This is a genomic window from Bacillus sp. FSL H8-0545 (genome assembly GCF_038006105.1).
GTDB lineage: Bacteria > Bacillota > Bacilli > Bacillales > Bacillaceae_G > Bacillus_A > Bacillus_A cereus_U.
The window spans coordinates 4,132,828-4,157,223 of sequence record NZ_JBBOUO010000001.1 but is presented as its reverse complement, the minus strand read 5'-3'; the positions used below and the strand labels follow the sequence as shown (position 1 = coordinate 4,157,223).

Sequence of the window (24,396 nt, the reverse complement as noted above, 5' to 3'; positions counted from 1 at the left end):
TCGATATGAAATGTCAAAATCCCTTTTTATTTTTAGAAAAATTTTTATATTCAATTTTATCAAAGGTTGTTTAATGATGAATAAACTTGTCGATAATGGGTATGGAGTGAAAGGATGGTACGAATGAAATGGCTCGTAATTGGAATGATAATTCTTCTACTTTTTATTTTGCTAATACTATTATCGAAAATATCGCTTAAGGTGACGTTTTTATATTCAGAAATGGAAAAGCAATGTTTATTTCAAGTGAAAATATGGATGATTCGATATACGTTTGATGTATTGGAAAGAATTGAAAAACAGCAGAAAAAGACAGGGCAGAAAATCGAAAAAGCTGAGAAAGATGGCGGAATAGATAATAAAATTATGGCCCAACTTGATAGCATTGGAGAACTGATAAAAAAGCTTCAAGAAGTTCATACTATTGTTAAAGATTTTCTCAAACGAGTGAAAATCAATGGTTGGAAATGGCATTCACAAATTGGAGCAGGCGACGCAGCTAGTACTGGAATTGTCACTGGATATGCATGGGGGACAAAAGGAATGGCTGCTGGAGTTGTAGGACAATATATGCATATTGTCGACGTACCAGAATTTGAAATTACACCTGTTTTTCAAGGAAAGGGATTTGCATCAAGATGTGAATTAACAGCTTCCTTTCATATATTTCGTACTGTGAAAACAGCGGTAAAACTACTCATGTTTATGAGAAAACAAAAGTCTGGTATGACAGATAAATCTGTTCAAGCATAGGGGGGATATAGAATGGACCATCCAATTCAAGGTTTAATGACAACCGCAATGCAGCATTTAAAACAAATGACTGATGTAAATACAATTGTTGGTGATCCAATTAAAGCGGCAGATGGAAGTGTAATTCTTACCGTTTCGAAAGTAAGTTTTGGATTTGCTGCTGGTGGAAGTGAATTTGGCAAAGTAGAGCATTCAGGCCGTCATCCATTTGGAGGAGGTAGCGGTGGTGGGGTTTCCATTAATCCTGTTGCCTTTCTCGTTATAAATGGAGATGGTGTGAAAGTTTTACATTTAGATAAACAAACACATGTCATTGACAAAATAATTGAATTAGCGCCACAAGCTGTTGATAAAGTGAAAGAAATGATGGATAAACGAAAAGAAGATGATCCGGAATTTCAAATTTAACGAGTAAAGAAGCTAATCAATGGATTAGCTTCTTTATTTTTTTGTAAATAAAGCGATTTTATTTGCATTATCGATAGGGACAAACTATCATTTACATTGTACATATTTTGTTTAAATAAGGGAGGATTTTCAAGTGGCAAATGTAACTTTTAAAGGTAACCCAATGACTTTAGTTGGAACAGAAGTTAAAGTTGGCGATCAAGCGCCTAACTTCCAAGTATTAGCAAATGACTTATCTCCAGTAAGTTTAGAAACATACAAAGGTGAAGTAAAATTAATTAGTGTTGTACCTTCAATCGACACAGGTGTATGTGATGCACAAACTCGTCGTTTTAACGAAGATGCAGCAGGTATTGAAAATACGAAAGTATTAACAATTAGTGCTGATTTACCATTCGCTCAAAAACGCTGGTGTGCAGCTAACGGTTTAGAAAATGTTGCGACACTTTCTGATCACCGTGACCTTTCATTCGGTGAAGCTTATGGCTTAGTAATGAAAGAACTTCGTTTACTTGCTCGTGCAGTATTCGTAGTAGATAGCAATGACAAAGTAGTTTACGTAGAATACGTAAGCGAAGGTACAAGCCATCCAAACTATGAAGCAGCATTAGAAGCAGCTAAATCTGCAAAGTAATAATGTGAAGGAAATGACCTCTTATAAAGAGGTCGTTTTTTCTCATATATTGCTGCTCAATGGTACCAATATATGAGAAAAAACGTTATATCATATATAACTTAAAAGGGAGCTCTTTACAGGAGGTCGCTTTTTCTTTTTGGAAAAAATCACTTTGTGGTATGATATAAGTTATGTGTAAATGAGAGAAGGAGGAATGTACGTGAGTCAGGCAGTAGAAACATTATTTTCTATTTTTGATTCTTCTACGGTAGTTTTACGTAAAGAATTAGATGTAACATATTTAGAGGCGCTTGTAGAAACAGGTGATAACTTGTTTGAGGGAGCGATTTTACAAGAGGAATTATCCGAATCAACAATTGAAAGGTTGAATCGTGAATATAGTACGTTTAATGAAGAAACATATAAAGGGGAAGAAATTCGTAAAGCATTTCAGCTAGCCATTTTAAAAGGAATGAAAGAAGGCGTGCAAGCGAATCATGAAATGACGCCAGATGCAGTTGGAATGTTCGTGAGCTACTTATTCCATAAATTTATGCAAGGTCAAAAAGAAATTACAGTTTTAGACCCTGCAATTGGAACGGGTAACTTAATGACTACAGTGTTTAATAGCGCCAAAGAAGAACTAGCAATGAGTGGATTTGGTGTAGAAGTGGATGAAGTGCTAATTAAACTTGCTTTAGTAAATGCGAATTTACAAAAGCATGCAATCGAATTCTTCCATCAAGATGGACTAGCGCCACTTTATATTGATCCAGTTGATGCAGTTGTTTCAGATTTGCCAATTGGTTACTATCCAAATGAAATCGGTGCAAGTGAATATACATTAAAAGCAGATGAAGGAATGTCATATGCGCATCACTTATTTATTGAACAAAGTGTGAAACATACGAAAGAAGGCGGGTATTTATTCTTCTTAGTACCAAACTTCATTTTTGAAAGTGATCAAGCGCCAAAGCTACATGCATTCATTAAAGAAACATGCTTTATTCAAGGATTGTTACAGCTACCTGTTTCCATGTTTAAAAACGAGAAAAATGCAAAAAGTATATTTGTTCTCCAAAAGAAAGGTCAGGATGTAATAATGCCGAAACAGGCACTATTAGTAGAATTACCTAAATTCTCCAACATGAAGGCTATGGAGAACATGATGGATCAACTAAATACGTGGTTTGCAACACATAAGTAATGCCAGATATATGTAACAGGGTTAGTGATTAATGTAGTACAGTTGTATATAATATGGAATATTTTTTAATATATACAAGATTTAACTGAATCTTTTTGAAATCTGTAATATATTTTTTTTCTTGGTGTTACAATTTTTTCACTTGAAATATATGTCGGACGATGTTTAAATTAAAATCGTGAGTATAAAATTTACTAATGATGAAACGTTTTCATAATGAGTGAATTTAATTAGATAAAATCGAGCGGTTTGTGGAATGATCCACACAACTACCAAGAGAAAAAGGGGCGAAAGACTAGATGTCAAAAATCATCGCGATTAACGCAGGAAGCTCTTCCTTAAAGTTCCAATTATTTGAAATGCCAAGTGAAACAGTATTAACAAAAGGTTTAGTAGAACGTATCGGTTTAGAAGATAGTGTCTTCACAATTACTGTAAATGGCGAAAAACAAAAAGAAATTACAAACATCCCAGATCATGCAGTAGCAGTTAACATGCTTCTTAAGAAATTAACTGAAAACGGAATCGTAAAATCTCTTGATGAAATTGGCGGTATCGGTCACCGTGTTGTACACGGCGGCGAAAAATTTGCTGATTCTGTTTTAATTAATGATGAAGTATTAGCTGATATCGAAGACTTAAGCGATTTAGCACCACTTCACAACCCAGCAAACCTTGTTGGTATTAAATCATTCCAAGAAGTACTACCAAACGTACCAGCAGTAGCAGTATTCGATACAGCATTCCACCAAACAATGCCGGAATCTGCATTCCTATACAGCTTACCATATGAGTACTATGAGAAATTTGGCATCCGTAAATACGGTTTCCACGGAACTTCTCATAAATACGTAACTGAGCGTGCGGCTGAATTATTAGGTCGTCCAATTGAAGGCTTAAGCCTACTTTCTTGTCACTTAGGTAACGGTGCAAGTATCGCAGCAGTAGAAGGCGGTAAGTCTATCGATACTTCTATGGGCTTCACTCCACTTGCTGGTGTAACAATGGGTACACGTTCTGGTAACATTGACCCTGCGTTAATTCCATACATCATGGAAAAAACAGGCCAAACTGTAGAAGAAGTAGTTAGCGTATTAAACAAGAAGAGTGGTATGTTAGGTCTTACTGGTTACTCTAGTGACCTACGTGACATCATTGCGAAAGAAGAAGAAGGCGACCACCGTGCGAAAGTAGCACTTGACGTGTTCGTAAGCCGTATCCATAAATACATCGGTTCTTACACAGCTCGTATGAAAGGCGTTGACGCTATCATCTTTACAGCTGGTGTAGGTGAAAACAGTGCAGTTATTCGTGAGCGCGTATTAGAAGGCCTTGAGTACATGGGTGTATACTTCGACGTAAAACGCAATAACGTATTCGGTGAAGAAGCATTCATCAGCTTCCCACACTCTCCAGTAAAAATTATCGTAATTCCAACTGACGAAGAAGTTATGATTGCTCGTGACGTATTACGTCTTGGAGATATTGGTTAATATATGCATGAAAAAGACGAAATCCTAAAGGATTTCGTCTTTTTTTTGTATATATTTTAAAATTCGATCTGGATATAGTATTTTTTCCTTTTGAATGAATGCAGTGAGGGGAATCCATTTTGCATATGAGGCTGTTTGTTCATCTTTTATATTCAGTATCTCTATTTCATATAGTGATGTGTCTAATAAGCGTAAAGAATATAGTTGAATGATTTCATGACCAATTTCCTCACCCGAATAAAAAATATTTTCTAAGCATCCTAAATAATCGGTAACTTCTATTTCTGCATGAAGCTCTTCTTTAAATTCTCGAATAATGGTATCTGCTGATTTCTCACCAAGTTCAATTGAACCGCCAAGAGGACGATAATATGTTTCGTCGCCTGTACGATATTCTTGTACGAGAAGTCGCTCTTGATGTATAGCAATGCCAAAAGCTTTTGCACGTGGATACATATGTATAATCGCTCCTTATTTGTTTTGTATAAGGATGATTATAGTGTAGCTAAGTAGAAATTGATAACATATATTCGGATAGATGTTTGGACTTAGGCTGTAAATAAAGAACATGCCATGTACAAGCATATTTGCAAATATGATACAATAGAAAAAAATCGAACGAGGTGGTTGTTGCGATGCGATCGAAGCGAGAACAAGCCATTTTAGAAAATATAAAAGAGTGGGAAGGGCAATTAGTAGAGCAAGAAGCGACCGATTTTCAAAAGATGTTTGATAAGTGGTTGCATACTACAGTTGCAAAACTACCTGAGAAAAAACGAAAAGACTTTTTTACGAAAGCAGATGGATGGCTCTTTCATTTGCATGCACTTATTCAAAGTTCACAATCACAGTTAGATGCACGTAATCGTATTTTAGGAACGTCGAGATTATTTGATGAATCCATTGAGCAACTTGAAGATTTGAAGGCGTTATCTATTGATCAATTAACATACATAGCAGAGCAGCAAACAGCACGTCATCGTCTATATTCATTCGTACAAGGCGGAGCAACAGGTGCTGGCGGTCTATTATTATTAACGGCTGATTTTCCGGTTATGATTGCATTAAATGTGAAGGCTGTACAACTTATTGCGACATCATTTGGGCATGATGTGAACAAGCCGTATGAAATGATGCTTGCGTTAAAGGTATTCCATGCAGCATTATTGCCGGCGAGACTTCAGCAATATGCATGGTACAATTTACTGAGAGAACTTGAGCAAGAAGATTCATTCTTTTATGAAGGAGACGAAGAGGTGTTAAAGCCAGCTTCTACTGAGGTTGTGTTAAAACAAATTTTGAAGACATTTTCGATTTATGCTCTTCGTCGCAAATTATTCCAAGGCATTCCTGTACTTGGAATGGCAATTGGATCTACAGTGAACTATCGCTTAACGAGGAATGTTACTGAATTTGCAAATAAGTTTTATCAAGTACGCTACATATTAGAAAAAGAAAAGAGAGCATGAAAAAAAGCGAGAGGCCGAAGCCTTTCGCTTTTTAGTTTGTCGCATGTTTTTTGGACATTGGAATAGAAACGGGTTGCTTTGCTGCTTTCTTTTCTGTTTTTGGATAGTAAATTAAATCCAATGTTTTTGCCTGTACGGCAATCGAAAGAATAGTAAAAGCAATTTCTGTCCAATTTAAATAATATAATGAAAGCGCAAGAACAATCGCGTCAAAGACGAAGAAAATTTGCCCAATTGTAAACCGAGTTCGTTTACTTAATATAATTGTTAAAATATCGTCTCCACCGGTTGCACCGCCAAATCGCAATATAAAACCGAGTCCAATACCAGCTAACGCACCGCCAACTACTGCAGCTACAAATAAATTATTTGATAAATCTACCGTAAAAGGAGAATAATTTTCCATAAGGGAATAAAATACTCCGAATGAAAGTGAACCTAAGAATGAATAGCCAACCATTTTTCTACCTAAAAATGAAGCACATAGTAAAATAATAGGGATATCCATTACTACAGTTGAAATAGATGGTGAAATATCATAAAAATTTTGGATAAATAGTGCAATACCTACAAAGCCACCTTCTGTTAAGTGGTTTTGGAAGTGAATGTGATATAGCGCTGCTGCTAAAATAAATGAACCGATTAAAACCATAAAAACTTCTTTAATAATTTGTCGACTTTGGATGTTCCTCATCGTTATTCCTTCTTTCCGTAGTTAGTAGTCCTTTTGGTGTTGTAAACTAACTACGAGCTCACATGTAGCTTTCAGTTAGTTTACGTAAAACTAACTACGCTATATGTCGCTGAAGAAATAACGAATAATCCTCTCGTCCATCAATTCTCCCTACCTTCGTTTTAGTTTAAGTCTTAAAGCGACTAAACAAAACGTGGAGTAGAATTCTTCATTTAGCAATCCTGCTCTTCTTTGTTTTGTTTAGCTAGTAACAATTAAGTCCTAAACAAAACGCTATGTGTAAGAAGAGTCTTTTTTTTGCCAAATTATCCTTCGGGCAATCATAATTTCCCCACTCTCGTATTTTTTTCGCTAGACTAAAGTATCTGAGCTGAAAAATACGCTACGTGTATGATTCGTCAATACGATGCCACATGCTCCTTCGAGCGATCATGATATCAAAATCCCTTCCTTCAAGATTTATATTATTATATCATACTTTCAAAAAATGTATGCGGATGGAAACCGACAATAACCGGAGGGAATCTACAAAAATTGTTATGTTTAAATATTTTTGTAGAAAAGCCTAAGTTATTTTGTAGGATTGGGCAGTTTTTAGAAGTTTGTCCAATAAGTAAGAAAAGATAGCTGTTTATTCAGTTGTATTTTTTTCGTCACTTTTATCTTTAAAAAATGCATCCCAACTAATAACACTTAAAAAAGTTAAAGCGATAATAATGAAAGCTCGCATACATTAAAGGCCTCCTTTCATTCATAAATACGTTTCATTAGTATATGAACGAGATGATTTGTGATGTGTCATTTTTTACAAGGATTACTTGTTGTGAGATTATATTAATATAAATAGATAAAAGGGGATGATGAATCATGTTCAAAGATATGTTCAAGAGAAAGGAATTAGTATGTGCAATTTGCGAGAAAAAGATTCAATATGAAGAAGAACTTGTTGCTTTTGTGAAGTTGCCGAAAGAAAGAAGTATATTAGTAGGCCCGTTTGATGTATGTTTAGCAAAAACGGCGCAAGAAATATATTGCAAAGCTTGTTACGATAAAAAAGCATGACCCAAAGTAAATGAGGGGCATGCTTTTTTCATTGGTGTGCTTTTCCCTCAGATACGTTTTGGGTTAGACGATACCAAAGCCAAAGATCGTTAATAATTGAAGCAAGATCGGCAATTTCTGAATTTAGCTTGCAAGAAATTTCGAAGTCTTCTTCGTTATTTAAGTGGTGTTGTTTAGCGTTAATATGGTGCTCAAGTTCCTTTATACGATCAGGTATTTTTCCGCGAACCTGCTCCCATTTTAATAAAATAGAATGCTGCGCTTGTTCAGAGATGTCTTCCCATTTTTCTTGTATGTTCGGCACTTCAATTCCTAGATGCTCATTGTATATAAAATACTTTTTCATAGACACCCCTCCATTTTCCTGCCTCTATTTTACATAAAAAAAGAAAGAAGTTCGACGGAATTGTTTGAAAAAAATTATAAATTCCCCTTGATTCATTTTATGAAAGGTGATAAAGTTTGAATTATTATAAGAAAAGATGAATATTTATTCTTTAGGGGGATGCAAAATGGAGAAGAAAAAAGTTGTATTAGCATATTCCGGAGGTCTTGATACTTCCGTTGCAATTAAATGGTTACAAGAGAAGAATTATGATATTATCGCGCTTTGCTTAGATCTAGGGGAAGGTAAAGACTTAGCGTTTGTAAAAGAAAAAGCACTTTCAGTAGGTGCAATTAAATCATATATGATTGATGTTCAAGAAGAATTCGCGAATGAATATGCATTGATAGCGATGCAAGCTCACACGTTATACGAAGGGAAATATCCTCTTGTCTCTGCATTATCTCGTCCGCTTATTGCGAAAAAATTAGTGGAAATTGCAGAACAAGAAGGCGCAACGGCAGTTGCACATGGATGTACAGGGAAAGGGAATGACCAAGTTCGTTTTGAAGTTTCTATTCAAGCGTTGAATCCATATTTAGAAGTTATTGCGCCTGTACGTGAATGGAAATGGTCACGTGAAGAAGAAATTGCGTATGCAAAAGAAAATGATATACCGATTCCAATTAATTTAGATAGCCCGTTTTCAATCGATCAAAACTTATGGGGACGCAGCAACGAATGTGGAATTTTAGAAGATCCATGGGCAGCACCGCCAGAAGAAGCATACGAGATGACATTAGCATTAGAAGATACACCGAATAAACCAGAGTTTGTAGAAATCGGTTTTGAAGCAGGAGTACCGACGACTTTAAACGGCACTGCATATTCACTTTCAGAATTAATTAAAACGTTAAATGCACTTGCTGGAAAACATGGCGTTGGACGTATCGATCATGTAGAAAATCGCCTTGTCGGTATTAAATCTCGTGAAGTGTACGAATGCCCAGCGGCAATGACATTAATAACAGCGCATAAAGAACTTGAAGATTTAACACTTGTGAAAGAGGTCGCTCATTTCAAACCGATGATTGAGCAAAAACTAACAGAATTAATTTATAACGGTTTATGGTTCTCACCTTTAAAACAAGCACTCAATGCTTTCTTACAAGAAACGCAAAAAAATGTAACAGGTACAGTGCGTGTGAAATTATTTAAAGGTCATGCGATTGTAGAAGGACGTAAATCTGAGTACTCTTTATATGATGAAAAACTTGCAACGTATACTGCCCAGGATGAATTTAATCATGATGCAGCAGTTGGTTTCATTTCATTATTCGGTTTACCTACAAAAGTATACAGCCAAGTGAATCAAAAGAAGGTGGAAGCGTGAGCAAACTTTGGGGCGGACGTTTTACAGAAGAAGCGGAAGCATGGGTAGAAGAATTCGGAGCTTCTATTTCCTTTGATAAGCAATTGGTTAGCCAAGATATAAAAGGGAGTATTGCACACGTTACGATGTTAGCAAAGCAAGGCATCGTTACGAAAGAGGAAGCAGAGAAAATCAAGATAGGGCTTCAATATTTATTAGAAGAAGCGAAAAAGAATAAACTTCATTTCTCGGTAGAAGCTGAGGATATTCACTTAAACATTGAAAAAATGTTAATTGAAAGAATCGGTGAAGTAGGAGGGAAACTTCATACAGGCCGAAGCCGTAATGATCAAGTAGCGACAGATATGCACTTGTATTTAAAAGAAAAAGTAGAAGATATTATAAAAGCTACAAAACAATTGCAAACTGTTCTTGTTCATCAAGCGGAAAATAACATTGAAACCATTATGCCTGGTTATACGCACTTGCAGCGCGCACAGCCTATATCGTTTGCTCATCATATCCTGGCCTACTTTTGGATGTTAGAGCGTGATGTGAATCGTTATGAAGATTCGTTAAAGCGTATTAACATTTCACCATTAGGAGCAGGAGCGCTAGCTGGTACAACATTCCCGATTGACCGAGAATATAGTGCGGAGCTTCTTGGATTTAATGGAATCTATGAAAATAGTTTAGATGCGGTAAGCGATCGTGATTTCATACTGGAGTTTTTAAGTAACTCATCTATGCTTATGATGCACTTATCACGCTTTTGCGAAGAACTTATTTTATGGAGTAGTCAAGAGTTTCAATTTATTGAAATGAGCGACCAATACGCGACAGGTAGCAGCATTATGCCGCAAAAGAAAAATCCGGATATGGCGGAACTTATTCGCGGAAAAACAGGCAGAGTATATGGCAATTTATTTAGCTTACTTACAGTAATGAAAGGATTGCCGCTCGCTTACAATAAAGACTTACAAGAAGATAAAGAAGGCATGTTTGATACAGTGAAAACAGTAGAAGGATGCCTTCATATTATGGCAGGCATGCTTGAAACGATGACTGTAAACAAAGAAAAAATGGGGCAAGCTGTGACGCAAGACTTCTCTAACGCAACAGAAATTGCTGACTATTTAGCAAGCAAGGGACTACCGTTCCGTCAAGCTCATGAAATTGTTGGGAAGTTAGTTCTACATTGCACACAAAAAGGAATTTATTTATTAGATGTATCACTTGAAACGTATAAAGAAATGAGTCCGTTATTTGAAGAAGATTTATATGAAGTTCTTTCACCTTATGCAGCTGTAAAGCGTCGTAACAGTGCTGGCGGGACAGGGTTTGAACAAATTGAAAAAGCTTTGGAGAAGGCGAAGGGGTTAGCCATAGAGTTTGTTGGAAGTTAAATGATGTATGATATAGAAGGTAAGGTGCTTTTTTAGAAAGTACCTTACCTTTTTGTATTTAGATTTTTAGGTATGTATCTATCATTTCATAATTGTTTTTCATAATCATAAAATGATGCTTCTCATGAATCGCTAATAGTTGGATAGATTGAATAAGGTTAGGGTAGTGAGCAATTGGATCTAAAAATACGATATGTCCTGCAATATTTTCTTCTATATTTTGAACTAGTTTTTTTATTTCATCTGTTTCACTTGAAAGTAATTCTTCTAATTCGTTTACATTCATAGAGTAATAGACTTTTTTTGAAGGGATTAAAATCCAAGGAGCTTTCATTCCTTTGCCGTGTTTTTCTTTATATTCGGCATAAATATCATGTATGTCAGTTGCAAATGGGGCGTTTTTTCTTAGTTTGGCATAAGGGATAAGAGTGAAAGAGAATTTAATCGCTACTTTTAGCATTCTTGCAATTAAATATAAGTGATAAAAGTGTTCACCAATAGACCATTTTCCGTCCTCTTTCCTGTACCATAGTTGTTCGTGTGAAAGTGAATGAAGCTTAGGAAGGAACTGGTTTCTTTGCACATGTAATGTATGAAAATGTTTTGAGATATTTTCAGATTGCATATTTTGGTATCCTCCATTCTTTTTCCTAATTATAACATTTTTCGTATGGATTTAATTAAGCCTAGAACAATATGTTCTAGGCTTAAAGTTTCATCGATTAATCATACTTATGTCGACCTTCCGTAATTCGAATATACTCAATATCCATCAAATCTCTAAGTAATGCACCATTACTTACTTCCACACCATGTTTCTCTTTAAAATGTGTGCGGATCGTATCTAACATTTCGATTTCTTTCCCATTCACATCTAAAATAATACGTTCATAATCATCCATGTAGCACCCTCCTTTTCTAAACACATATATTTTGTCCGTCTATTACTAAAAAATGTATGTTAGTGTAATGTTAGAAAATAAGAAAGGAATGGAAAATGAGACGTATTTATTTTGTAGGGTTAATTTTGTATACGCTAATTGTATTACACGTTGCATTCCCAAAAATATTTACATTTGAGAATGTAAAAACAATACATATAGCAATATTTATCTTTACTTTATTTGTAGTAGATTGCTGTATTTCTGTATGGCTTTCTAGAAAAAAGAAAGTACAAGAAGTAAAAGATAAAAAAGAAATAGAACGGAAAAAGAGAAAACGTTCATTTTGGATGACAACGTATTGTTTTTCTTTAGTGATTGCTGCTGCATTTTTTAGTGAGCATATTCCACTAGAAAGATTGGATATTGAATTTTGGGCAATTGTATTTGCATGTTATTTTTTCATGCACTTTCTTCCTTATATGAAAGAAAAGCGAGGAGAAGAGGAAGATCCTATTGAAGAAGAAGCGAGAGAACAAGAGCATAAGAGAATAGAAGAGGAAATAAAGAAACTTGGGGAACAAAAGTGGTATTTAAAATCTAAAATCATATATGTTATTTGTTTTATTACGCCGCCAATTGGTTATTTGTATGTTTTCTTGCTTCGCAAAAAAATGACAGAAGATGCAAAGCAAGCATACTTAGCGATAGCGACGTTAATGATGGCGCTATGGTCTTTGAAGTTCCTTCCGCCTTATGTGTTTGCAGTTGTCATTGTTGTTGTAGCTTGTTTCGTATTTGTAGTGAAATATGTGAAATGAAAAACACCAAGCCCATGTGGACTTGGTGTTTTTTTATTATAAATTAAAGATCACCTTGCTCCTCATCACCACGAACAACAAGGACATCGCATTTCGCATAGCGAATAATATGTTCAGAGACGCTACCAATTAGGAAACGCTCAACAGCATTTAAACCAGTTGCACCACACATAATTAAGTCTACTTTATTGTTTGGAGCAATTTCTTTTGAAATTTTAGATTTAGGATTACCGAATTCTAATACAGTTTCAATGTTTTCAAGGCCAGCTTCAAGCGCAGTTTTTTTGTAGTCTTCTAATAAGTCTTCTGCAAATAGATTTGCACGTTCAGCAATTGCTCGGCTATACGCCTCTACTGCTGAGTATGCTTTTACATCAACGATATGAGCAATTGTTAATGTTGCATTGTTTCGTTTTGCGACTTGAATTGCCTTTTTAAAGGCTTTTTCTGCTTCTTTAGAACCGTCCACCGCGATTAAAATATTTGTATATGTATTATTCATAGTAAATTCCTCCCAATCATTTTTATAACTGTTTACAACTTAATTATAAAACAAATTATGGTAATGTGCCTGTTAAAACGTTACAGAATTTTGAAAACTTTGTTTCAATTCATTTTAGTTGTAATTGGAGCGAGAACTTGTTACATATGAAGTATGGCAATTTAAAAGGAGGCAGTTTTGTGAGACATGCGCTCATTACAGCCGGTACGAAAGGTTTAGGAAAGAAAGTAACAGAAAAGCTATTGGCTAAAGGATATTCAGTAACAGTAACGTATCATAGCGATATATGTGCTATGGAAACGATGAAAGAAACATATAAAAATATGGAAGACCGTCTACAGTTCGTGCAAGCTGATGTCACGAAAAAGGAAGATTTACATAAAATAGTAGAAGAAGCGATGAGCCGTTTTGGCAAAATTGACTTTTTAATTAATAATGCTGGTCCTTACGTATTTGAAAGGAAAAAATTAGTCGATTACGAAGAAGACGAATGGAATGAAATGATCCAGGGTAATTTAACAGCGGTGTTTCATTTATTAAAACTTGTCGTACCGATTATGAGAAACCAGCAATTTGGCCGTATTATTAACTATGGATTTCAAGGGGCAGATAGCGCACCTGGATGGATTTATCGTTCAGCCTTTGCGGCTGCGAAAGTAGGACTTGTTTCATTAACGAAAACAGTAGCTTACGAAGAGGCGGAATATGGTATTACTGCGAATATGGTTTGCCCTGGTGATATAATTGGTGAAATGAAAGAAGCAACGATTGAAGAAGCGCGAAATCTGAAAGGTAGTAACACACCGATTGGTAGATCTGGAACAGGCGAAGATATTGCAAGAACCATTTCGTTTTTATGTGAAGAAGATTCCGATATGATTACTGGTACGATTATTGAAGTAACCGGCGCTGTTGATGTTATTCATAGACATCGATAGAATTAAATAAAGTGAAGTTTCGAATAATTGGACAGTTTATCCTTTATACTGAGAGGTACGGATAATACTGTCCTTTAATGTAAGATTAAATCTATCGGAAAACTTGTATTATTTTTTGTCAAATATTGAGATATTATGTTAGAATATAAGAGCGTAGAAAGCGCTTTAAAAAAATGATTCAGGGGTCATTTCATAACTCAAGGGGGAACTAATAATGCGTATCGGTATTCCAACAGAAATTAAAAACAATGAAAACCGCGTGGCAATGACGCCAGCGGGAGCTGTACATTTAGTACAAAATGGTCATGAAGTTTTTGTTCAAAAAGGATCAGGTGTAGGATCAGGCTTTACAGATGAAGAATACGTACAAGCTGGTGCGAAACTTGTTGAAACTGCTGAAGAAGCATGGAAGCAAGATATGGTTATGAAGGTAAAAGAGCCAGTTGCAAGTGAATACGGTTATTTCCGTGAAGGTTTAATTTTATTCACATATTTACACTTAGCTCCAGAGCCAGAATTAACAAAAGCATTAATTGATAACAAAGTGGTATCAATTGCATACGAAACAGTACAGTTAGACAATCGTTCTTTACCATTACTTGCACCAATGAGTGAAGTTGCAGGTCGTATGTCTGCGCAAATCGGTGCACAGTTCCTTGAGAAAAACAAAGGCGGAAAAGGTATTTTACTTGCAGGTGTTCCAGGGGTTAAACGCGGTAAAGTAACAATTATCGGCGGTGGTCAAGCTGGTACAAACGCAGCGAAAATTGCAGTAGGTTTAGGTGCAGATGTAACAATCATCGACTTAAGTGCAGAACGTCTTCGTCAATTAGATGATATTTTTGGAAACCAAGTAAAAACGTTAATGTCTAACCCGTACAACATTGCAGAAGCTGTAAGAGAATCTGATCTTGTAATCGGTGCAGTATTAATCCCAGGTGCAAAAGCGCCAAAACTTGTAACAGAAGAAATGATTCAATCAATGGAAACAGGTTCTGTCGTTGTAGATATTGCGATTGACCAAGGTGGTATTTTCGAAACAACTGACCGTATTACAACTCATGACAACCCAACTTATGAGAAATATGGTGTTGTTCACTATGCAGTTGCAAATATGCCAGGTGCGGTTCCACGTACATCAACTCTTGCATTAACAAACGTAACAGTACCATATGCAGTACAAATTGCTAACAAAGGCTACAAAGAAGCTTGCCTAGGCAACGCTGCATTATTAAAAGGTATTAACACATTAGATGGCTATGTAACATTCGAAGCAGTTGCAGAAGCGCACGGCTTACAATACGCTGATGCGAAAGAGCTTCTTGAAAAAGCTCCTGCTTTATCATAATAGAGATACATTCGGGACCTTCCTTTATGAGGAAGGTCTTTTTTTTATGGGGGAATAAATCGTAAAAATTTGTTGTAGATTACTGTTAACGAATGGTAATTATGATAATTTAGAATTATATAAACTTTAAAGAGGGGGATTGGATGGGAAGAAAAAGTAAGCGGAAAAAGCACAAAAAACAAAGGGGAATAATAAGGAGTAAACCTAAGCTAGTAGTTACGAAAAAGAGGCATAGGTCTAAATTTGAAAGTGGTTTAATAGATGCAGCGAGTACTATGTATTTTATTGTAATGGGTATTATTTTTATTAACTTAATAAAGTTAAAAATTTCAACTTTATCTTTATATGTGTTTGTACTTATTCTCTTTTTAATTTTAGCCATTTCCGTATATATTTTAGTGTTTGGAAAGTTACTATCAACTAATAAGAATGGTGGAGAGAAAATACAAAAAAAGAAAAGATATTCGTCTTATTATTCAAGTTCATCAAGTGGATTTGGTGACTACAGTAGCAACGATTGTAGCAGCTCAAGTGACGGTGGAGGAGATTGCGGGGGTGGTGGAGACTAAATTAGTTTTTTCAGAAGAACGACTAATGAAAGGATGGGACGAAATATGGAAACTGTGAACTTAATAGAATTAACAAAGGACATTCAAGACCAACATAAAAACTTCGTCGTTTCAAATATAAATAATCATTGCTTACGAATCGCCATATTTACTGGTGAATATGATTGGCACTATCATTCTAATTCGGATGAATTATTCATTGTGTTAGAGGGAGAATTACTTATCGATTTTCAAGATAGAGAGACAGCAGTTTTAAAGCCGAATGATTCTATTTTAATTCCAGCATGTACAATTCATAGAACGAGAGCGTTGAAGAGAACGGTAAATCTTTGTTTTGAAAATGTAGAGGCGGATACAGTAATTGTGGAGGTCGTATGAGAAGGTTACAGATTGAAGAATACGATAAAGTAAGTTCACTTTTAGAAGAGAATCAACGAACAACAACTTTTGCTTATTCAGTTTGTGATCAAAACATAAATGGTGAGATTTTTATAAATGAGAAGTTAACAGCAGGACTAATCGTCACCACTAATGGTATTTATTATTTGTTTGGTGACACTCAAGACCAAAGTTATAACGAAGATTTATTTTCGTATATAAAAACAGCCATTGAAAAAACAGAGAAACGATTTACACTGTTCACTTCGAGTGAAGAGTGGGAAATGATGATTGAAGAATACTTTAGTAATGCATTTCGGAACATCCCACGAACGACATTTCAATTTCAAAGAGAAGTTTTTGAAGATAGAAAAATAGAATTAAACAAAAATACATATGAAATTAAACGTATTGATAAAAGTGATATAGAACGAAGTAATGAATTTACAGAGGATTATTACAAAGAATATTGGGGATCAAAAGAAGTGTTTTTGAATAATGGCTTTGGATTTTGTATAGAACAAGATGGGATAATTATAGCTGAATGCGTCTCAATATTTAGAGGGAATAGTTTTGCTGAAATTGATATTGCAACGCATGAAGTGCATCAAGGGAAAGGGTTAGCCCAAGCTGTCGCAACACATTTCATTGAACATTGCATGCAAAACGATATTACACCGTGCTGGGATTGTAATGTAGACAATATTCCTTCGCAAAAATTAGCTAGTAAATTAAGTTTTCATAATCCAATAGAATATAGTTTGTTTGTACGTAAGAGAACGGGGGAATAAAAATGAATGTGGAGTTAACGAGATTTAAAGTGAAACAAGGTAAAAGTCATCGTGTAGATGAATGGATGCAGCTTCTTAATGACAATATGAAAGAAGTGCTTTTGACATTAAACGACGAAAAGATGTATGTAGAGACAATTTTCCGGGAAATAAGAGATGGAGAAGAGTACTTATATTGGTATTCTGTGCAAGGAGAAGGCGGGACTCTTGTCGAAAATTCTCATCATGAAATTGATAAAAGGCATTTGGAGTTTTGGTATGAATGTATTGATGAGGAAGCGCCGTCTGTTGATATGAAAACAGAAGTCGTTATGATTCAAGATGTTGTGAAGGAAGCGATGAAATAATAAAATAGTATTTTTGAGAGGAGCACATCAAAATGGATGTGCTTATTATTATGAAATTTTTTTAGAAAAGCTGTATACATTTTACGCTCTCAAACGTTGAGTATATAGAAAGGAGAGCAGAATGAGCCATGATACGTTTGAATCGTTATTAATAGAGAAATCAAAAGCTGTGTTTGGATACTTAATTAAGATTGGGGCAGATAGAAAAGAAGCGGAAGATATTGTGCAAGATACGTTGTATAAAGCTTTACTACTTATGGAGGAAATACCGTTAGAGCATTTAACACCATGGTTATTTAGAGTTGCGATCAATCAGCACCGAGATTTACACCGGAAAGAAAAAAGACTAAATCCAATTGCGATTGAATCTGTTGTTCTTATTGGTCAAAAGTCATTAGATGAAGTGCTTTTAACAAGTGAGCTACAAGGAGAGGTACAGGAAATATTGGAGACGATGACAGAGGATTATTGTCATATGTTATTGCTGAAATATGAGTATGAACTATCTTATAAAGAAATTGCCATTTTATTAAGTATGAAAGAAGAAACAGTAAAAACAAGTTTGTACCGTGCAAGAAATCAATTTAAAAAATTGTATAGGAGGAGAAATGATGAGTCGGAAGGACTTTGATTTGAATATGGATGATAAGCAGATGAAGACTTTGATGAAGAGAGCGAAGAGGAAGCAGTTTTGGCGAAACTGGCTTATTTCTATTTGTGCGTCCATGATTGTTATAGTAGGTCTGTTTTTGGGAGCAACGTATTTTTCTCAACAAACGTTTAGAAAAATGGAAAGAGAAATGAATGCACTACATAAGGTTCAAGGCCCTAATATTCGTTTCAGTGGGAGCATGTATTTAAGTCTCGGTGTGACAGGAAGTACGGTAATATATAATTCTTATAAAAATATAGCCGGTCAACCAGTAAAATGGATAAATGATATATACGAATCAGGTATCTGGGATTATAGTATGAAGCACTATAATGGTGAACTTGTTAGTTTAGATGAGGAGAAAAGGGATGAAGAGGCTATTGCGATACCAGATTATAATGTACAAACAATGCAAAGGGAGATGAGATTTTATCTACCTTTTGTTACTTATAAAAATTATGTAGATGATCTGAAAAATATCGGGGAGTTGCAAAATAAGGTTGCAGAAGTGGCCCTATCTTTTGATAAACCATATTCAACTGAACAAATTGTTGAGATGCTTCCAAAAGATATACAAACAGTTTGGTTTTGGGTAGATACATACAATGAAAAGAAAAGCGATTCTTATGTAGGGTTAAAAGATCCTAAAAGTGGTGCAATACTAAATGCTGAAATGGCTGGTAATGTTTTTGGGTTTGCAGGAAGTTATGCAAAGGCAAAAGAAGATGTGAAAAACGATTTAACAATAAATTCAAAAGAGTTTCTGTACCAAATGAAGTATTTAGCAAAAAATAGTGAAGGTATACCAAGTGATTATTTTGAACAATATTATAAAGAAGTAAAAAACACCAACCCAAAAGATTTACCAATATATGGTGTAGTCGTAACAGGGAAAACAGAGGATTTACAAGGTTTACAAGGAGCACCATATATTAAGGCGGCTGTAAGAGGCGTAACAGTTGAGAAATATTGATTACAATTAATTAATATGAATAATCAGAAAACTCGTGTTATAATATGGGAAAAGGAGGCTTATATGAGGCAAATACATGGAGCAATTTATATTTACATAACAATATTTTTCGTAGGAGCATCTTATGGTTTAGGGCATGTGTATTCGCATCCTGTATTAACCTTTTTGAGCGGAGCATGTATGGTGATTGCGTTTCTTGTCCACCTTTTCTCAGTTTGGATCGTGAAATTTCAAATAAATATTAGTGAAATAGAAGAAGGCACTTTTTGAGTGGCCTTCTTTTTTAGTAATAATATTTATGAAGTTCTTGTAGTGATTTTTCAATTTCACGTTCAGTTTTTTTACATATAGACATTGTACGTAATTTGAAAAATAAGCTGCGCAAGAAAGATTTTATATTTCCGTATAGAAATTCGTACGATTTAATATGTAGTGTTGGTTTTTGAACTTGTAATTGAGCTACTAAATTATGAAGGGCTAATATGAGTACCTCTTCCTCTAGACCATTTTGTAGCATTGCGACAATCGGATAAACGATACGCTCATCTTCTTCATATTTGTAATAGATGGAATGGACACAAACTTTGTTTAATAAAGTTTGTAGTATTTCTTCATGATGTAAAGTTTCCAGTTTAGGATTATTAACAAGCGCTTCAAATGTATCTGAAGCATGAGCGACACTATGTGCCCAGCCACGTTCTTGGACATAGCCTCGTAAGTCATGCTCTTTGTTCATATATAGAATTAATTTATCTTTTACATTTGAAATATCAGTCTGTGATAAGAAATTATGATTTGTATCCGCATCTATAATGAGGGCGATTAATAATGTTGTAAATGCACGGGTAAATACAGCGTCATCGTCATCGTCATCTGTATGAATTTTATAGAATAAATAGTTTTCACTGATGCTTTCTGATAATAGTTTCTGTAAGTGGGTGTGTGAAATATAGTCCTTCTTGATTAGATGATAAAAAGTAGAGTAAATGAGTTTGTCTCTTAAATAGCTATCGGTAACACCGATATGTTGAAGCATACTGGAACTTAAGGAATCAATATGAATTGTGTTAGCCATTATGTAATTATTAGTACGAATTTCTTCTAACTGTTGTTGTAACATATAAATCCTCCTAATTTAGAAAATTCTGTATATTAATAGTATAATGAGAGGAAGGAATAGACAAGAAATAAGTGCTTTTGAATGGAGAGTCATTATGAAGAGAGCATTATTCTTTTTTATTAGTATTTTCTTTTTAGGAAGTTGTTCGAATTCGTATGTTACTTTTTCTGGAGAGAGCAAAAATCGGACGGGGCAATATAAAGGGTATGTCATATTAAGAAATGACACGGTGTTTTTTGTCGGTGATAAAACGTTTGAAACAAAAGTAGAGTTGCAAAATTATATGGAACAACAAATGAATAAAGAGCATCCATCAGATACAGTCTTGAGCTTTAAGGATAAAAACGCATATGATCAATTAAAAACAGGGGATAAAATAAATGTATGGTCTTCTCAAATACTTGAAAGCTACCCAGCAAAAATGATTGTAGAGAAATTTGAACTAGTAGAGAAATAGAAAAAGGTAGCGATCAAGCTACCTTTTTTATTATTTCACAAATTGTAATTCTTTCGGGAACTTCGTTAAAATTTCTGATCCGTCTTTTGTGATGTAAATATCATCTTCAATACGAACACCGCCTACGTTTGGTACGTAAATACCTGGCTCGATTGTGAAGACCATACCTTCTCTTAATAGAGACTCATTGCCTTCTTTTACATCTGGATATTCGTGTACGCTAATTCCAAGTCCGTGACCAAGGCGGTGTGGGAAGAAGTCTCCGTAACCTGCATCTGCGATAACAGAGCGAGCAGCGTTGTCAATTGCACCAAATGTAACGCCTGGTTTACATGCTTCAACTGCTTGTAGTTGTCCAGCAAGTACAGTGTTGTAAATGCGAGTTTGTTCTTCAGAAATATCACCAAATGCTACTGTACGTGTAATGTCAGAGCAATAACCTTCAATGATTACACCTAAATCAAATAGTACGAAATCGCCGCGTTTCATTTTGTTTGCACCTGGAATACCGTGTGGAAGAGCAGAGTTTGCACCTGCTAATACCATCGTATCAAATGACATTTTATGGATGCCTTTTGTTTTTAATTCATGCTCAATAATTGCTAATACTTCTAGCTCACTACGATTTTCTTTAATTGCATTTATACCAACTTCAACAGCATAGTCTGCCATTTTAGCTGCTTCACGTAAAATAGAAAGTTCTTTTTCATCTTTAATTAAGCGAAGCTCGCGAACTTTCTCTTCAGCTGATTTGAAAGCTGCATTTGGGAATAATTTTGTTAATTCTTCGTAGCGCTCTACGTTTAAATGCTCTTTTTCAATTGCAACTGCATTTGCATCAATACCACGATCTTTAATTGCTTTTGCAATCATATCCCATGGTCTGTCAGTATCAGTAAATCCGATGATTTCATGTGCCCAGCCAGCGTTACGCGCTTGACCTTCTTCCATTTTAGGACAAATTAAAATAGGTTCTTTTTCTTGGAATACAAACATACCAAGTAGTCTTTCATGCGGTTCACAGTGGAAGTTCGTCATGTAGAAAACGTTCGGTGTAGAAGTTAAGAACGCAGCTTCTACGTTTTTTTCTTTTAGCCATTGCATTAAATTTTCTAATCTAGCATTCATCGATTGGCACCCCCGAGATATTTAATTACAAATATAACTTTACATCGGATGAAAGCGTTATGACAAGTAAATAGATGTTAGAAAAGACAGGTAATTGAGAAATCATGTAGAATAAAAAGTGAGAATGTGAATAGGGGAGGAATGTAATGATGAAAGTATCTTATCACGGGCATTCAGTTGTAAAGATTGAAACGAATGGAAAAGTTATTTTAATTGATCCGTTTTTAACAGGAAATCCGAAAACAGATTTAAAGGCTGAAGATGTAAAAGTTGATGCGATTATTTTATCGCACGGACACGGTGATCATGTTGGGGATACAGTAGCGTTAGCAAAGAAAAATAATGCGGTCGTTGTGGCACCATTTGAATTAGCGACATTTTTAGGCTGGCAAGGTGTAAATACACATCCAATGCATATTGGAGGTTCACATGTATTTGACTTTGGTAAAGTGAAATTCACACAAGCATTCCACGGATCTAGTTATATTGATGAAGAAAATAAGACGATTACATATACAGGTATGCCAGCTGGTATTTTGTTTACGGCAGAGGAGAAAACGGTATATCATGCAGGAGATACTGCGTTATTCTCTGATATGAAGTTAATTGGAGAACTTAATAATATTGATGTAGCATTTTTACCAATTGGCGATAATTTCACAATGGGGCCAGAAGATGCTGTTTTAGCTGCAAAATGGACTGGTGCGAAAACAGTTGTACCGATGCATTATAATACGTTCCCGGTTATTGAACAAGATCCATATCAATTTGTAGAAAAGCTACAAAATTGTACAGGGAAAGTATTAGAAGCTGGAGAAAGTATTACACTATAAAAAAGAAACCCTTCATTTGAAACGACAAGTGAAGGGTTTTTTATGTGTGTAGTACAGTTTTTAAAGTTTGTATTTGTTTAGGTAATTCTTTTCTTTTTGTACGTGGCTGTTCGGGTGTTTCATTCAACTCCATTGCAACTTTTTTCCCGTCTACGAAAGCTAAAAATACAGCACCTACAACCTCTAAAAATTTTTTCATAATGTATCCACTCCTTTGTTTCATTTCTTGTCTTAATTGTATATTGAAGCGTGTGGACAAACCATCGAACGAGATGACAATACCATTACATTGTTGTAATAGAATGACTGGTGTAATGTAAGGAGCATTTTGTTATAAAAAAAATAGTACAGACATACAAAGAGAGAGTGTAACAGTTTTGGAAATATAGTATACTGAAAATACAACACATGAAGAATTTAGGGAAAAGAAAGTATGGTGAAACCATTTGGCTACCAAACATAATCAAATTTTAGAACATATTAATAGCCTGCCAGTAGGGCATAAAATTTCTGTGCGGCAAATTGCGAAAGATTTAAGTGTAAGTGAAGGGACCGCTTACCGTGCAATTAAAGATGCAGAAAATAAAGGGTATGTTAGTACAATTGAACGTGTCGGAACAATTCGAATTGAGCAAAAGAAGAAAGAGAATATCGAAAAACTGACATATGCAGAAGTCGTTAACATTGTCGATGGCCAAGTACTTGGGGGCAGAGAAGGACTACATAAAACGTTAAATAAATTCGTTATTGGGGCTATGAAATTAGAAGCGATGATGCGCTATACAGAAGCGGGGAACTTACTTATTATCGGTAACCGTACGAACGCACATCAATTAGCATTAGAAACAGGGGCTGCTGTATTAATTACAGGTGGATTTGATACAGAAGAGCATGTGAAAAAGTTAGCAGATGAATTGAAATTGCCAATTATTTCGAGTAGTTATGATACATTTACGGTCGCAACGTTAATTAACCGTGCAATTTATGATCAACTTATTAAGAAAGAAATTGTACTAGTTGAAGATATTTTAACACCAATTGAAGAAACACTATATTTAAAGCCTAGTGACATAGTGCAGAAATGGCATGAGTACAATGAAGAGACGATGCATGGACGCTATCCAATTGTGGATGAAAATAAAAAGGTGTTAGGTATCGTAACTTCGAAAGATATGATTGGTGTTGCGAAAGATACACCGATTGATAAAGTGATGACGAAACACCCTATTACGGTAAATGGAAAAATGTCTGTCGCAGCTGCAGCACGTATGATGGTGTGGGAAGGTATTGAATTACTTCCTGTTGTGGAGGATGGAAATAAATTGCAAGGTATCATTAGTCGTCAAGATGTACTTCAGGCCTTGCAGATGATTCAGCGTCAACCACAAGTTGGTGAAACGATTGATGACATTGTAACGAATCAATTTATGACGCCGAAAGAAGCAAAAAATGAGCATTTATATCAATTTTCAGTGACACCACAAATGACGAATTCAATCGGGACGTTATCTTACGGTGTATTCACAACAATTGTGACAGAAGCAACAAACCGCGTCATTCGTGCGCAGAAGAAGAGCGATTCAATTGTTGAGAACTTAACAATTTATTTCGTAAAGCCGGTTCAAATTGATAATGTTGTATCGGTTCATCCGAAAGTATTAGAAATTGGCCGTAAATTTGGTAAAGTTGATGTAGAAGTGCATCATGAAGGTAATGTTGTCGGGAAAGCGTTACTTATGGTGCAATTGATCGATAAATAAAAAGATGGAACAAATCGCTTTGGTTTGTTCCATCTTTTTTGTTTTATTGGGCTTTGAAGCTGTTGCTAAAGATGTGGAAGAGTTTTAGCAGGA

General features: G+C 35.2%; 31 protein-coding genes. 22 read left to right on the top strand and 9 right to left on the bottom strand.

What is annotated here, in order from left to right:
• The first annotated feature begins 114 nt into the window (after positions 1-114).
• From MHI07_RS21775 to ackA, 5 genes are all read left to right on the top strand, one after another.
• Positions 115-753, top strand: a complete 639-nt coding sequence (locus MHI07_RS21775) for a DUF2953 domain-containing protein (RefSeq protein WP_071748320.1) — start codon at positions 115-117, stop codon at positions 751-753.
• Between the two features lie 12 nt (positions 754-765).
• Positions 766-1,161 carry a GerW family sporulation protein gene (ytfJ, locus tag MHI07_RS21770; RefSeq protein ID WP_000350003.1) on the top strand — a complete coding sequence of 132 codons (396 nt, stop codon included), beginning with the start codon at positions 766-768 and terminating at the stop codon, positions 1,159-1,161.
• A 133-nt stretch (positions 1,162-1,294) separates the two neighbouring features.
• Positions 1,295-1,795 (top strand): thiol peroxidase, encoded by a 501-nt coding sequence (tpx, locus tag MHI07_RS21765; protein ID WP_002112256.1) that lies wholly within the window; start codon positions 1,295-1,297, stop codon positions 1,793-1,795.
• Between the two features lie 202 nt (positions 1,796-1,997).
• Positions 1,998-2,984: a class I SAM-dependent methyltransferase gene (locus MHI07_RS21760; protein WP_340826228.1), complete on the top strand. Its 987-nt coding sequence runs from the start codon at positions 1,998-2,000 to the stop codon at positions 2,982-2,984.
• A 299-nt stretch (positions 2,985-3,283) separates the two neighbouring features.
• Entirely contained in the window at positions 3,284-4,477 is a 1,194-nt protein-coding gene (ackA, locus tag MHI07_RS21755; protein ID WP_002160234.1) for an acetate kinase, read from the top strand.
• 24 nt (positions 4,478-4,501) lie between these two features.
• Here ackA and MHI07_RS21750 read toward each other — a convergent pair whose 3' ends face one another.
• A complete protein-coding gene (locus tag MHI07_RS21750) occupies positions 4,502-4,933 on the bottom strand; it encodes an NUDIX hydrolase (protein WP_016106346.1) in 432 nt (143 codons plus the stop codon).
• A gap of 179 nt (positions 4,934-5,112) precedes the next feature.
• Between MHI07_RS21750 and MHI07_RS21745 the strand changes: the two genes are divergently transcribed.
• On the top strand, positions 5,113-5,946 hold the full coding sequence (locus MHI07_RS21745) for an EcsC family protein (protein ID WP_002112252.1): 834 nt from the start codon (positions 5,113-5,115) through the stop codon (positions 5,944-5,946).
• 31 nt (positions 5,947-5,977) lie between these two features.
• On the opposite strand, the gene MHI07_RS21740 is transcribed toward MHI07_RS21745, so the two are convergent.
• On the bottom strand, positions 5,978-6,640 hold the full coding sequence (locus MHI07_RS21740; RefSeq protein ID WP_002112250.1) for a YitT family protein: 663 nt from the start codon (positions 6,638-6,640) through the stop codon (positions 5,978-5,980).
• Positions 6,641-7,507: 867 nt separating this feature from the next.
• On the opposite strand from MHI07_RS21740, the gene MHI07_RS21735 reads away from it, so the two are divergent.
• The gene (locus MHI07_RS21735; protein WP_002112246.1) at positions 7,508-7,702 is read left to right on the top strand and encodes a hypothetical protein; all 195 of its coding nucleotides are present in this window, start codon (positions 7,508-7,510) and stop codon (positions 7,700-7,702) included.
• Between the two features lie 28 nt (positions 7,703-7,730).
• Here the strand turns inward: MHI07_RS21735 and MHI07_RS21730 are convergent, their stop codons facing one another.
• Positions 7,731-8,048, bottom strand: a complete 318-nt coding sequence (locus tag MHI07_RS21730; RefSeq protein ID WP_063218482.1) for a hypothetical protein — start codon at positions 8,046-8,048, stop codon at positions 7,731-7,733.
• Positions 8,049-8,214: 166 nt separating this feature from the next.
• Here MHI07_RS21730 and MHI07_RS21725 point away from each other — a divergent pair, with 166 nt between their 5' ends.
• Both MHI07_RS21725 and argH read left to right on the top strand, forming a co-directional pair.
• Positions 8,215-9,420, top strand: coding sequence for an argininosuccinate synthase (locus MHI07_RS21725; RefSeq protein WP_131232605.1), 1,206 nt, complete (start codon positions 8,215-8,217; stop codon positions 9,418-9,420).
• A complete protein-coding gene (argH, locus tag MHI07_RS21720) occupies positions 9,417-10,805 on the top strand; it encodes an argininosuccinate lyase (protein ID WP_340826218.1) in 1,389 nt (462 codons plus the stop codon). The genes MHI07_RS21725 and argH overlap by 4 nt, the downstream gene beginning before the upstream one ends.
• A gap of 58 nt (positions 10,806-10,863) precedes the next feature.
• Here argH and MHI07_RS21715 read toward each other — a convergent pair whose 3' ends face one another.
• Together MHI07_RS21715 and MHI07_RS21710 are read right to left on the bottom strand one after the other, a co-directional pair.
• The gene (locus MHI07_RS21715) at positions 10,864-11,430 is read right to left on the bottom strand and encodes a DinB family protein (RefSeq protein WP_002167577.1); all 567 of its coding nucleotides are present in this window, start codon (positions 11,428-11,430) and stop codon (positions 10,864-10,866) included.
• A gap of 97 nt (positions 11,431-11,527) precedes the next feature.
• Complete coding sequence (locus MHI07_RS21710; protein WP_002112241.1) at positions 11,528-11,707, bottom strand: hypothetical protein; 180 nt, start codon at positions 11,705-11,707, stop codon at positions 11,528-11,530.
• A gap of 95 nt (positions 11,708-11,802) precedes the next feature.
• Between MHI07_RS21710 and MHI07_RS21705 the strand changes: the two genes are divergently transcribed.
• Complete coding sequence (locus tag MHI07_RS21705) at positions 11,803-12,507, top strand: hypothetical protein (protein WP_078179673.1); 705 nt, start codon at positions 11,803-11,805, stop codon at positions 12,505-12,507.
• A gap of 43 nt (positions 12,508-12,550) precedes the next feature.
• Here the strand turns inward: MHI07_RS21705 and MHI07_RS21700 are convergent, their stop codons facing one another.
• A complete protein-coding gene (locus MHI07_RS21700) occupies positions 12,551-13,009 on the bottom strand; it encodes a universal stress protein (RefSeq protein ID WP_002112239.1) in 459 nt (152 codons plus the stop codon).
• A gap of 146 nt (positions 13,010-13,155) precedes the next feature.
• Between MHI07_RS21700 and MHI07_RS21695 the strand changes: the two genes are divergently transcribed.
• The 9 genes from MHI07_RS21695 (at position 13,156) to MHI07_RS21655 (ending at position 19,275) form a co-directional block, all read left to right on the top strand.
• On the top strand, positions 13,156-13,947 hold the full coding sequence (locus MHI07_RS21695) for an SDR family oxidoreductase (RefSeq protein WP_340826214.1): 792 nt from the start codon (positions 13,156-13,158) through the stop codon (positions 13,945-13,947).
• Between the two features lie 214 nt (positions 13,948-14,161).
• Positions 14,162-15,295, top strand: coding sequence for an alanine dehydrogenase (gene ald, locus MHI07_RS21690; RefSeq protein ID WP_340826212.1), 1,134 nt, complete (start codon positions 14,162-14,164; stop codon positions 15,293-15,295).
• 143 nt (positions 15,296-15,438) lie between these two features.
• Complete coding sequence (locus MHI07_RS21685) at positions 15,439-15,864, top strand: hypothetical protein (protein WP_340826209.1); 426 nt, start codon at positions 15,439-15,441, stop codon at positions 15,862-15,864.
• A 45-nt stretch (positions 15,865-15,909) separates the two neighbouring features.
• Positions 15,910-16,242, top strand: a complete 333-nt coding sequence (locus MHI07_RS21680) for a cupin domain-containing protein (RefSeq protein WP_340826207.1) — start codon at positions 15,910-15,912, stop codon at positions 16,240-16,242.
• A complete protein-coding gene (locus MHI07_RS21675) occupies positions 16,239-17,033 on the top strand; it encodes a GNAT family N-acetyltransferase (RefSeq protein WP_340826205.1) in 795 nt (264 codons plus the stop codon). The genes MHI07_RS21680 and MHI07_RS21675 overlap by 4 nt, the downstream gene beginning before the upstream one ends.
• Before the next feature lie 2 nt (positions 17,034-17,035).
• Entirely contained in the window at positions 17,036-17,380 is a 345-nt protein-coding gene (locus MHI07_RS21670) for a DUF6176 family protein (protein WP_016106338.1), read from the top strand.
• Between the two features lie 121 nt (positions 17,381-17,501).
• Positions 17,502-18,011 (top strand): RNA polymerase sigma factor, encoded by a 510-nt coding sequence (locus tag MHI07_RS21665; RefSeq protein WP_340826203.1) that lies wholly within the window; start codon positions 17,502-17,504, stop codon positions 18,009-18,011.
• The gene (locus MHI07_RS21660) at positions 17,992-19,005 is read left to right on the top strand and encodes an anti sigma factor C-terminal domain-containing protein (protein ID WP_340826201.1); all 1,014 of its coding nucleotides are present in this window, start codon (positions 17,992-17,994) and stop codon (positions 19,003-19,005) included. Before MHI07_RS21665 ends, MHI07_RS21660 begins: the two co-directional genes overlap by 20 nt.
• A 63-nt stretch (positions 19,006-19,068) precedes the next feature.
• Entirely contained in the window at positions 19,069-19,275 is a 207-nt protein-coding gene (locus MHI07_RS21655) for a hypothetical protein (protein WP_016106335.1), read from the top strand.
• A gap of 13 nt (positions 19,276-19,288) precedes the next feature.
• Here MHI07_RS21655 and MHI07_RS21650 read toward each other — a convergent pair whose 3' ends face one another.
• Complete coding sequence (locus tag MHI07_RS21650; protein ID WP_340826200.1) at positions 19,289-20,125, bottom strand: DUF2785 domain-containing protein; 837 nt, start codon at positions 20,123-20,125, stop codon at positions 19,289-19,291.
• 94 nt (positions 20,126-20,219) lie between these two features.
• On the opposite strand from MHI07_RS21650, the gene MHI07_RS21645 reads away from it, so the two are divergent.
• Positions 20,220-20,582: a DUF3221 domain-containing protein gene (locus MHI07_RS21645; RefSeq protein ID WP_016106333.1), complete on the top strand. Its 363-nt coding sequence runs from the start codon at positions 20,220-20,222 to the stop codon at positions 20,580-20,582.
• Positions 20,583-20,612: 30 nt separating this feature from the next.
• Here MHI07_RS21645 and pepQ read toward each other — a convergent pair whose 3' ends face one another.
• Entirely contained in the window at positions 20,613-21,710 is a 1,098-nt protein-coding gene (gene pepQ / locus MHI07_RS21640) for a Xaa-Pro dipeptidase (protein ID WP_002160249.1), read from the bottom strand.
• A gap of 149 nt (positions 21,711-21,859) precedes the next feature.
• Here pepQ and MHI07_RS21635 point away from each other — a divergent pair, with 149 nt between their 5' ends.
• Positions 21,860-22,543: a metal-dependent hydrolase gene (locus tag MHI07_RS21635; protein WP_088079588.1), complete on the top strand. Its 684-nt coding sequence runs from the start codon at positions 21,860-21,862 to the stop codon at positions 22,541-22,543.
• Between the two features lie 40 nt (positions 22,544-22,583).
• On the opposite strand, the gene MHI07_RS21630 is transcribed toward MHI07_RS21635, so the two are convergent.
• Entirely contained in the window at positions 22,584-22,742 is a 159-nt protein-coding gene (locus tag MHI07_RS21630) for a hypothetical protein (protein ID WP_002112214.1), read from the bottom strand.
• Between the two features lie 247 nt (positions 22,743-22,989).
• Here MHI07_RS21630 and MHI07_RS21625 point away from each other — a divergent pair, with 247 nt between their 5' ends.
• Positions 22,990-24,303, top strand: a complete 1,314-nt coding sequence (locus MHI07_RS21625; RefSeq protein ID WP_000201581.1) for a DRTGG domain-containing protein — start codon at positions 22,990-22,992, stop codon at positions 24,301-24,303.
• Positions 24,304-24,396: the final 93 nt, after the last annotated feature.

Excerpts from the sequence above, each read along its gene's own strand:
- MHI07_RS21745 (WP_002112252.1), top strand. The coding sequence starts at position 5,113 with ATGCGATCGAAGCGAGAACAAGCCATTTTAGAAAATATAAAAGAGTGG.
- MHI07_RS21705 (WP_078179673.1), top strand. The coding sequence starts at position 11,803 with ATGAGACGTATTTATTTTGTAGGGTTAATTTTGTATACGCTAATTGTA.
- MHI07_RS21695 (WP_340826214.1), top strand. The coding sequence starts at position 13,156 with ATGAAGTATGGCAATTTAAAAGGAGGCAGTTTTGTGAGACATGCGCTC.
- MHI07_RS21730 (WP_063218482.1), bottom strand. The coding sequence starts at position 8,048 with ATGAAAAAGTATTTTATATACAATGAGCATCTAGGAATTGAAGTGCCG.
- MHI07_RS21775 (WP_071748320.1), top strand. The coding sequence starts at position 115 with ATGGTACGAATGAAATGGCTCGTAATTGGAATGATAATTCTTCTACTT.
- MHI07_RS21630 (WP_002112214.1), bottom strand. The coding sequence starts at position 22,742 with ATGAAAAAATTTTTAGAGGTTGTAGGTGCTGTATTTTTAGCTTTCGTA.
- MHI07_RS21680 (WP_340826207.1), top strand. The coding sequence starts at position 15,910 with ATGGAAACTGTGAACTTAATAGAATTAACAAAGGACATTCAAGACCAA.
- MHI07_RS21675 (WP_340826205.1), top strand. The coding sequence starts at position 16,239 with ATGAGAAGGTTACAGATTGAAGAATACGATAAAGTAAGTTCACTTTTA.
- ytfJ (WP_000350003.1), top strand. The coding sequence starts at position 766 with ATGGACCATCCAATTCAAGGTTTAATGACAACCGCAATGCAGCATTTA.
- MHI07_RS21665 (WP_340826203.1), top strand. The coding sequence starts at position 17,502 with ATGAGCCATGATACGTTTGAATCGTTATTAATAGAGAAATCAAAAGCT.
- MHI07_RS21655 (WP_016106335.1), top strand. The coding sequence starts at position 19,069 with ATGAGGCAAATACATGGAGCAATTTATATTTACATAACAATATTTTTC.
- MHI07_RS21645 (WP_016106333.1), top strand. The coding sequence starts at position 20,220 with ATGAAGAGAGCATTATTCTTTTTTATTAGTATTTTCTTTTTAGGAAGT.
- MHI07_RS21660 (WP_340826201.1), top strand. The coding sequence starts at position 17,992 with ATGAGTCGGAAGGACTTTGATTTGAATATGGATGATAAGCAGATGAAG.
- MHI07_RS21635 (WP_088079588.1), top strand. The coding sequence starts at position 21,860 with ATGAAAGTATCTTATCACGGGCATTCAGTTGTAAAGATTGAAACGAAT.
- MHI07_RS21725 (WP_131232605.1), top strand. The coding sequence starts at position 8,215 with ATGGAGAAGAAAAAAGTTGTATTAGCATATTCCGGAGGTCTTGATACT.
- ackA (WP_002160234.1), top strand. The coding sequence starts at position 3,284 with ATGTCAAAAATCATCGCGATTAACGCAGGAAGCTCTTCCTTAAAGTTC.
- MHI07_RS21750 (WP_016106346.1), bottom strand. The coding sequence starts at position 4,933 with ATGTATCCACGTGCAAAAGCTTTTGGCATTGCTATACATCAAGAGCGA.
- MHI07_RS21670 (WP_016106338.1), top strand. The coding sequence starts at position 17,036 with ATGAATGTGGAGTTAACGAGATTTAAAGTGAAACAAGGTAAAAGTCAT.
- MHI07_RS21650 (WP_340826200.1), bottom strand. The coding sequence starts at position 20,125 with ATGTTACAACAACAGTTAGAAGAAATTCGTACTAATAATTACATAATG.
- MHI07_RS21735 (WP_002112246.1), top strand. The coding sequence starts at position 7,508 with ATGTTCAAAGATATGTTCAAGAGAAAGGAATTAGTATGTGCAATTTGC.
- ald (WP_340826212.1), top strand. The coding sequence starts at position 14,162 with ATGCGTATCGGTATTCCAACAGAAATTAAAAACAATGAAAACCGCGTG.
- MHI07_RS21700 (WP_002112239.1), bottom strand. The coding sequence starts at position 13,009 with ATGAATAATACATATACAAATATTTTAATCGCGGTGGACGGTTCTAAA.
- MHI07_RS21685 (WP_340826209.1), top strand. The coding sequence starts at position 15,439 with ATGGGAAGAAAAAGTAAGCGGAAAAAGCACAAAAAACAAAGGGGAATA.
- MHI07_RS21740 (WP_002112250.1), bottom strand. The coding sequence starts at position 6,640 with ATGAGGAACATCCAAAGTCGACAAATTATTAAAGAAGTTTTTATGGTT.
- MHI07_RS21710 (WP_002112241.1), bottom strand. The coding sequence starts at position 11,707 with ATGGATGATTATGAACGTATTATTTTAGATGTGAATGGGAAAGAAATC.
- MHI07_RS21715 (WP_002167577.1), bottom strand. The coding sequence starts at position 11,430 with ATGCAATCTGAAAATATCTCAAAACATTTTCATACATTACATGTGCAA.
- pepQ (WP_002160249.1), bottom strand. The coding sequence starts at position 21,710 with ATGAATGCTAGATTAGAAAATTTAATGCAATGGCTAAAAGAAAAAAAC.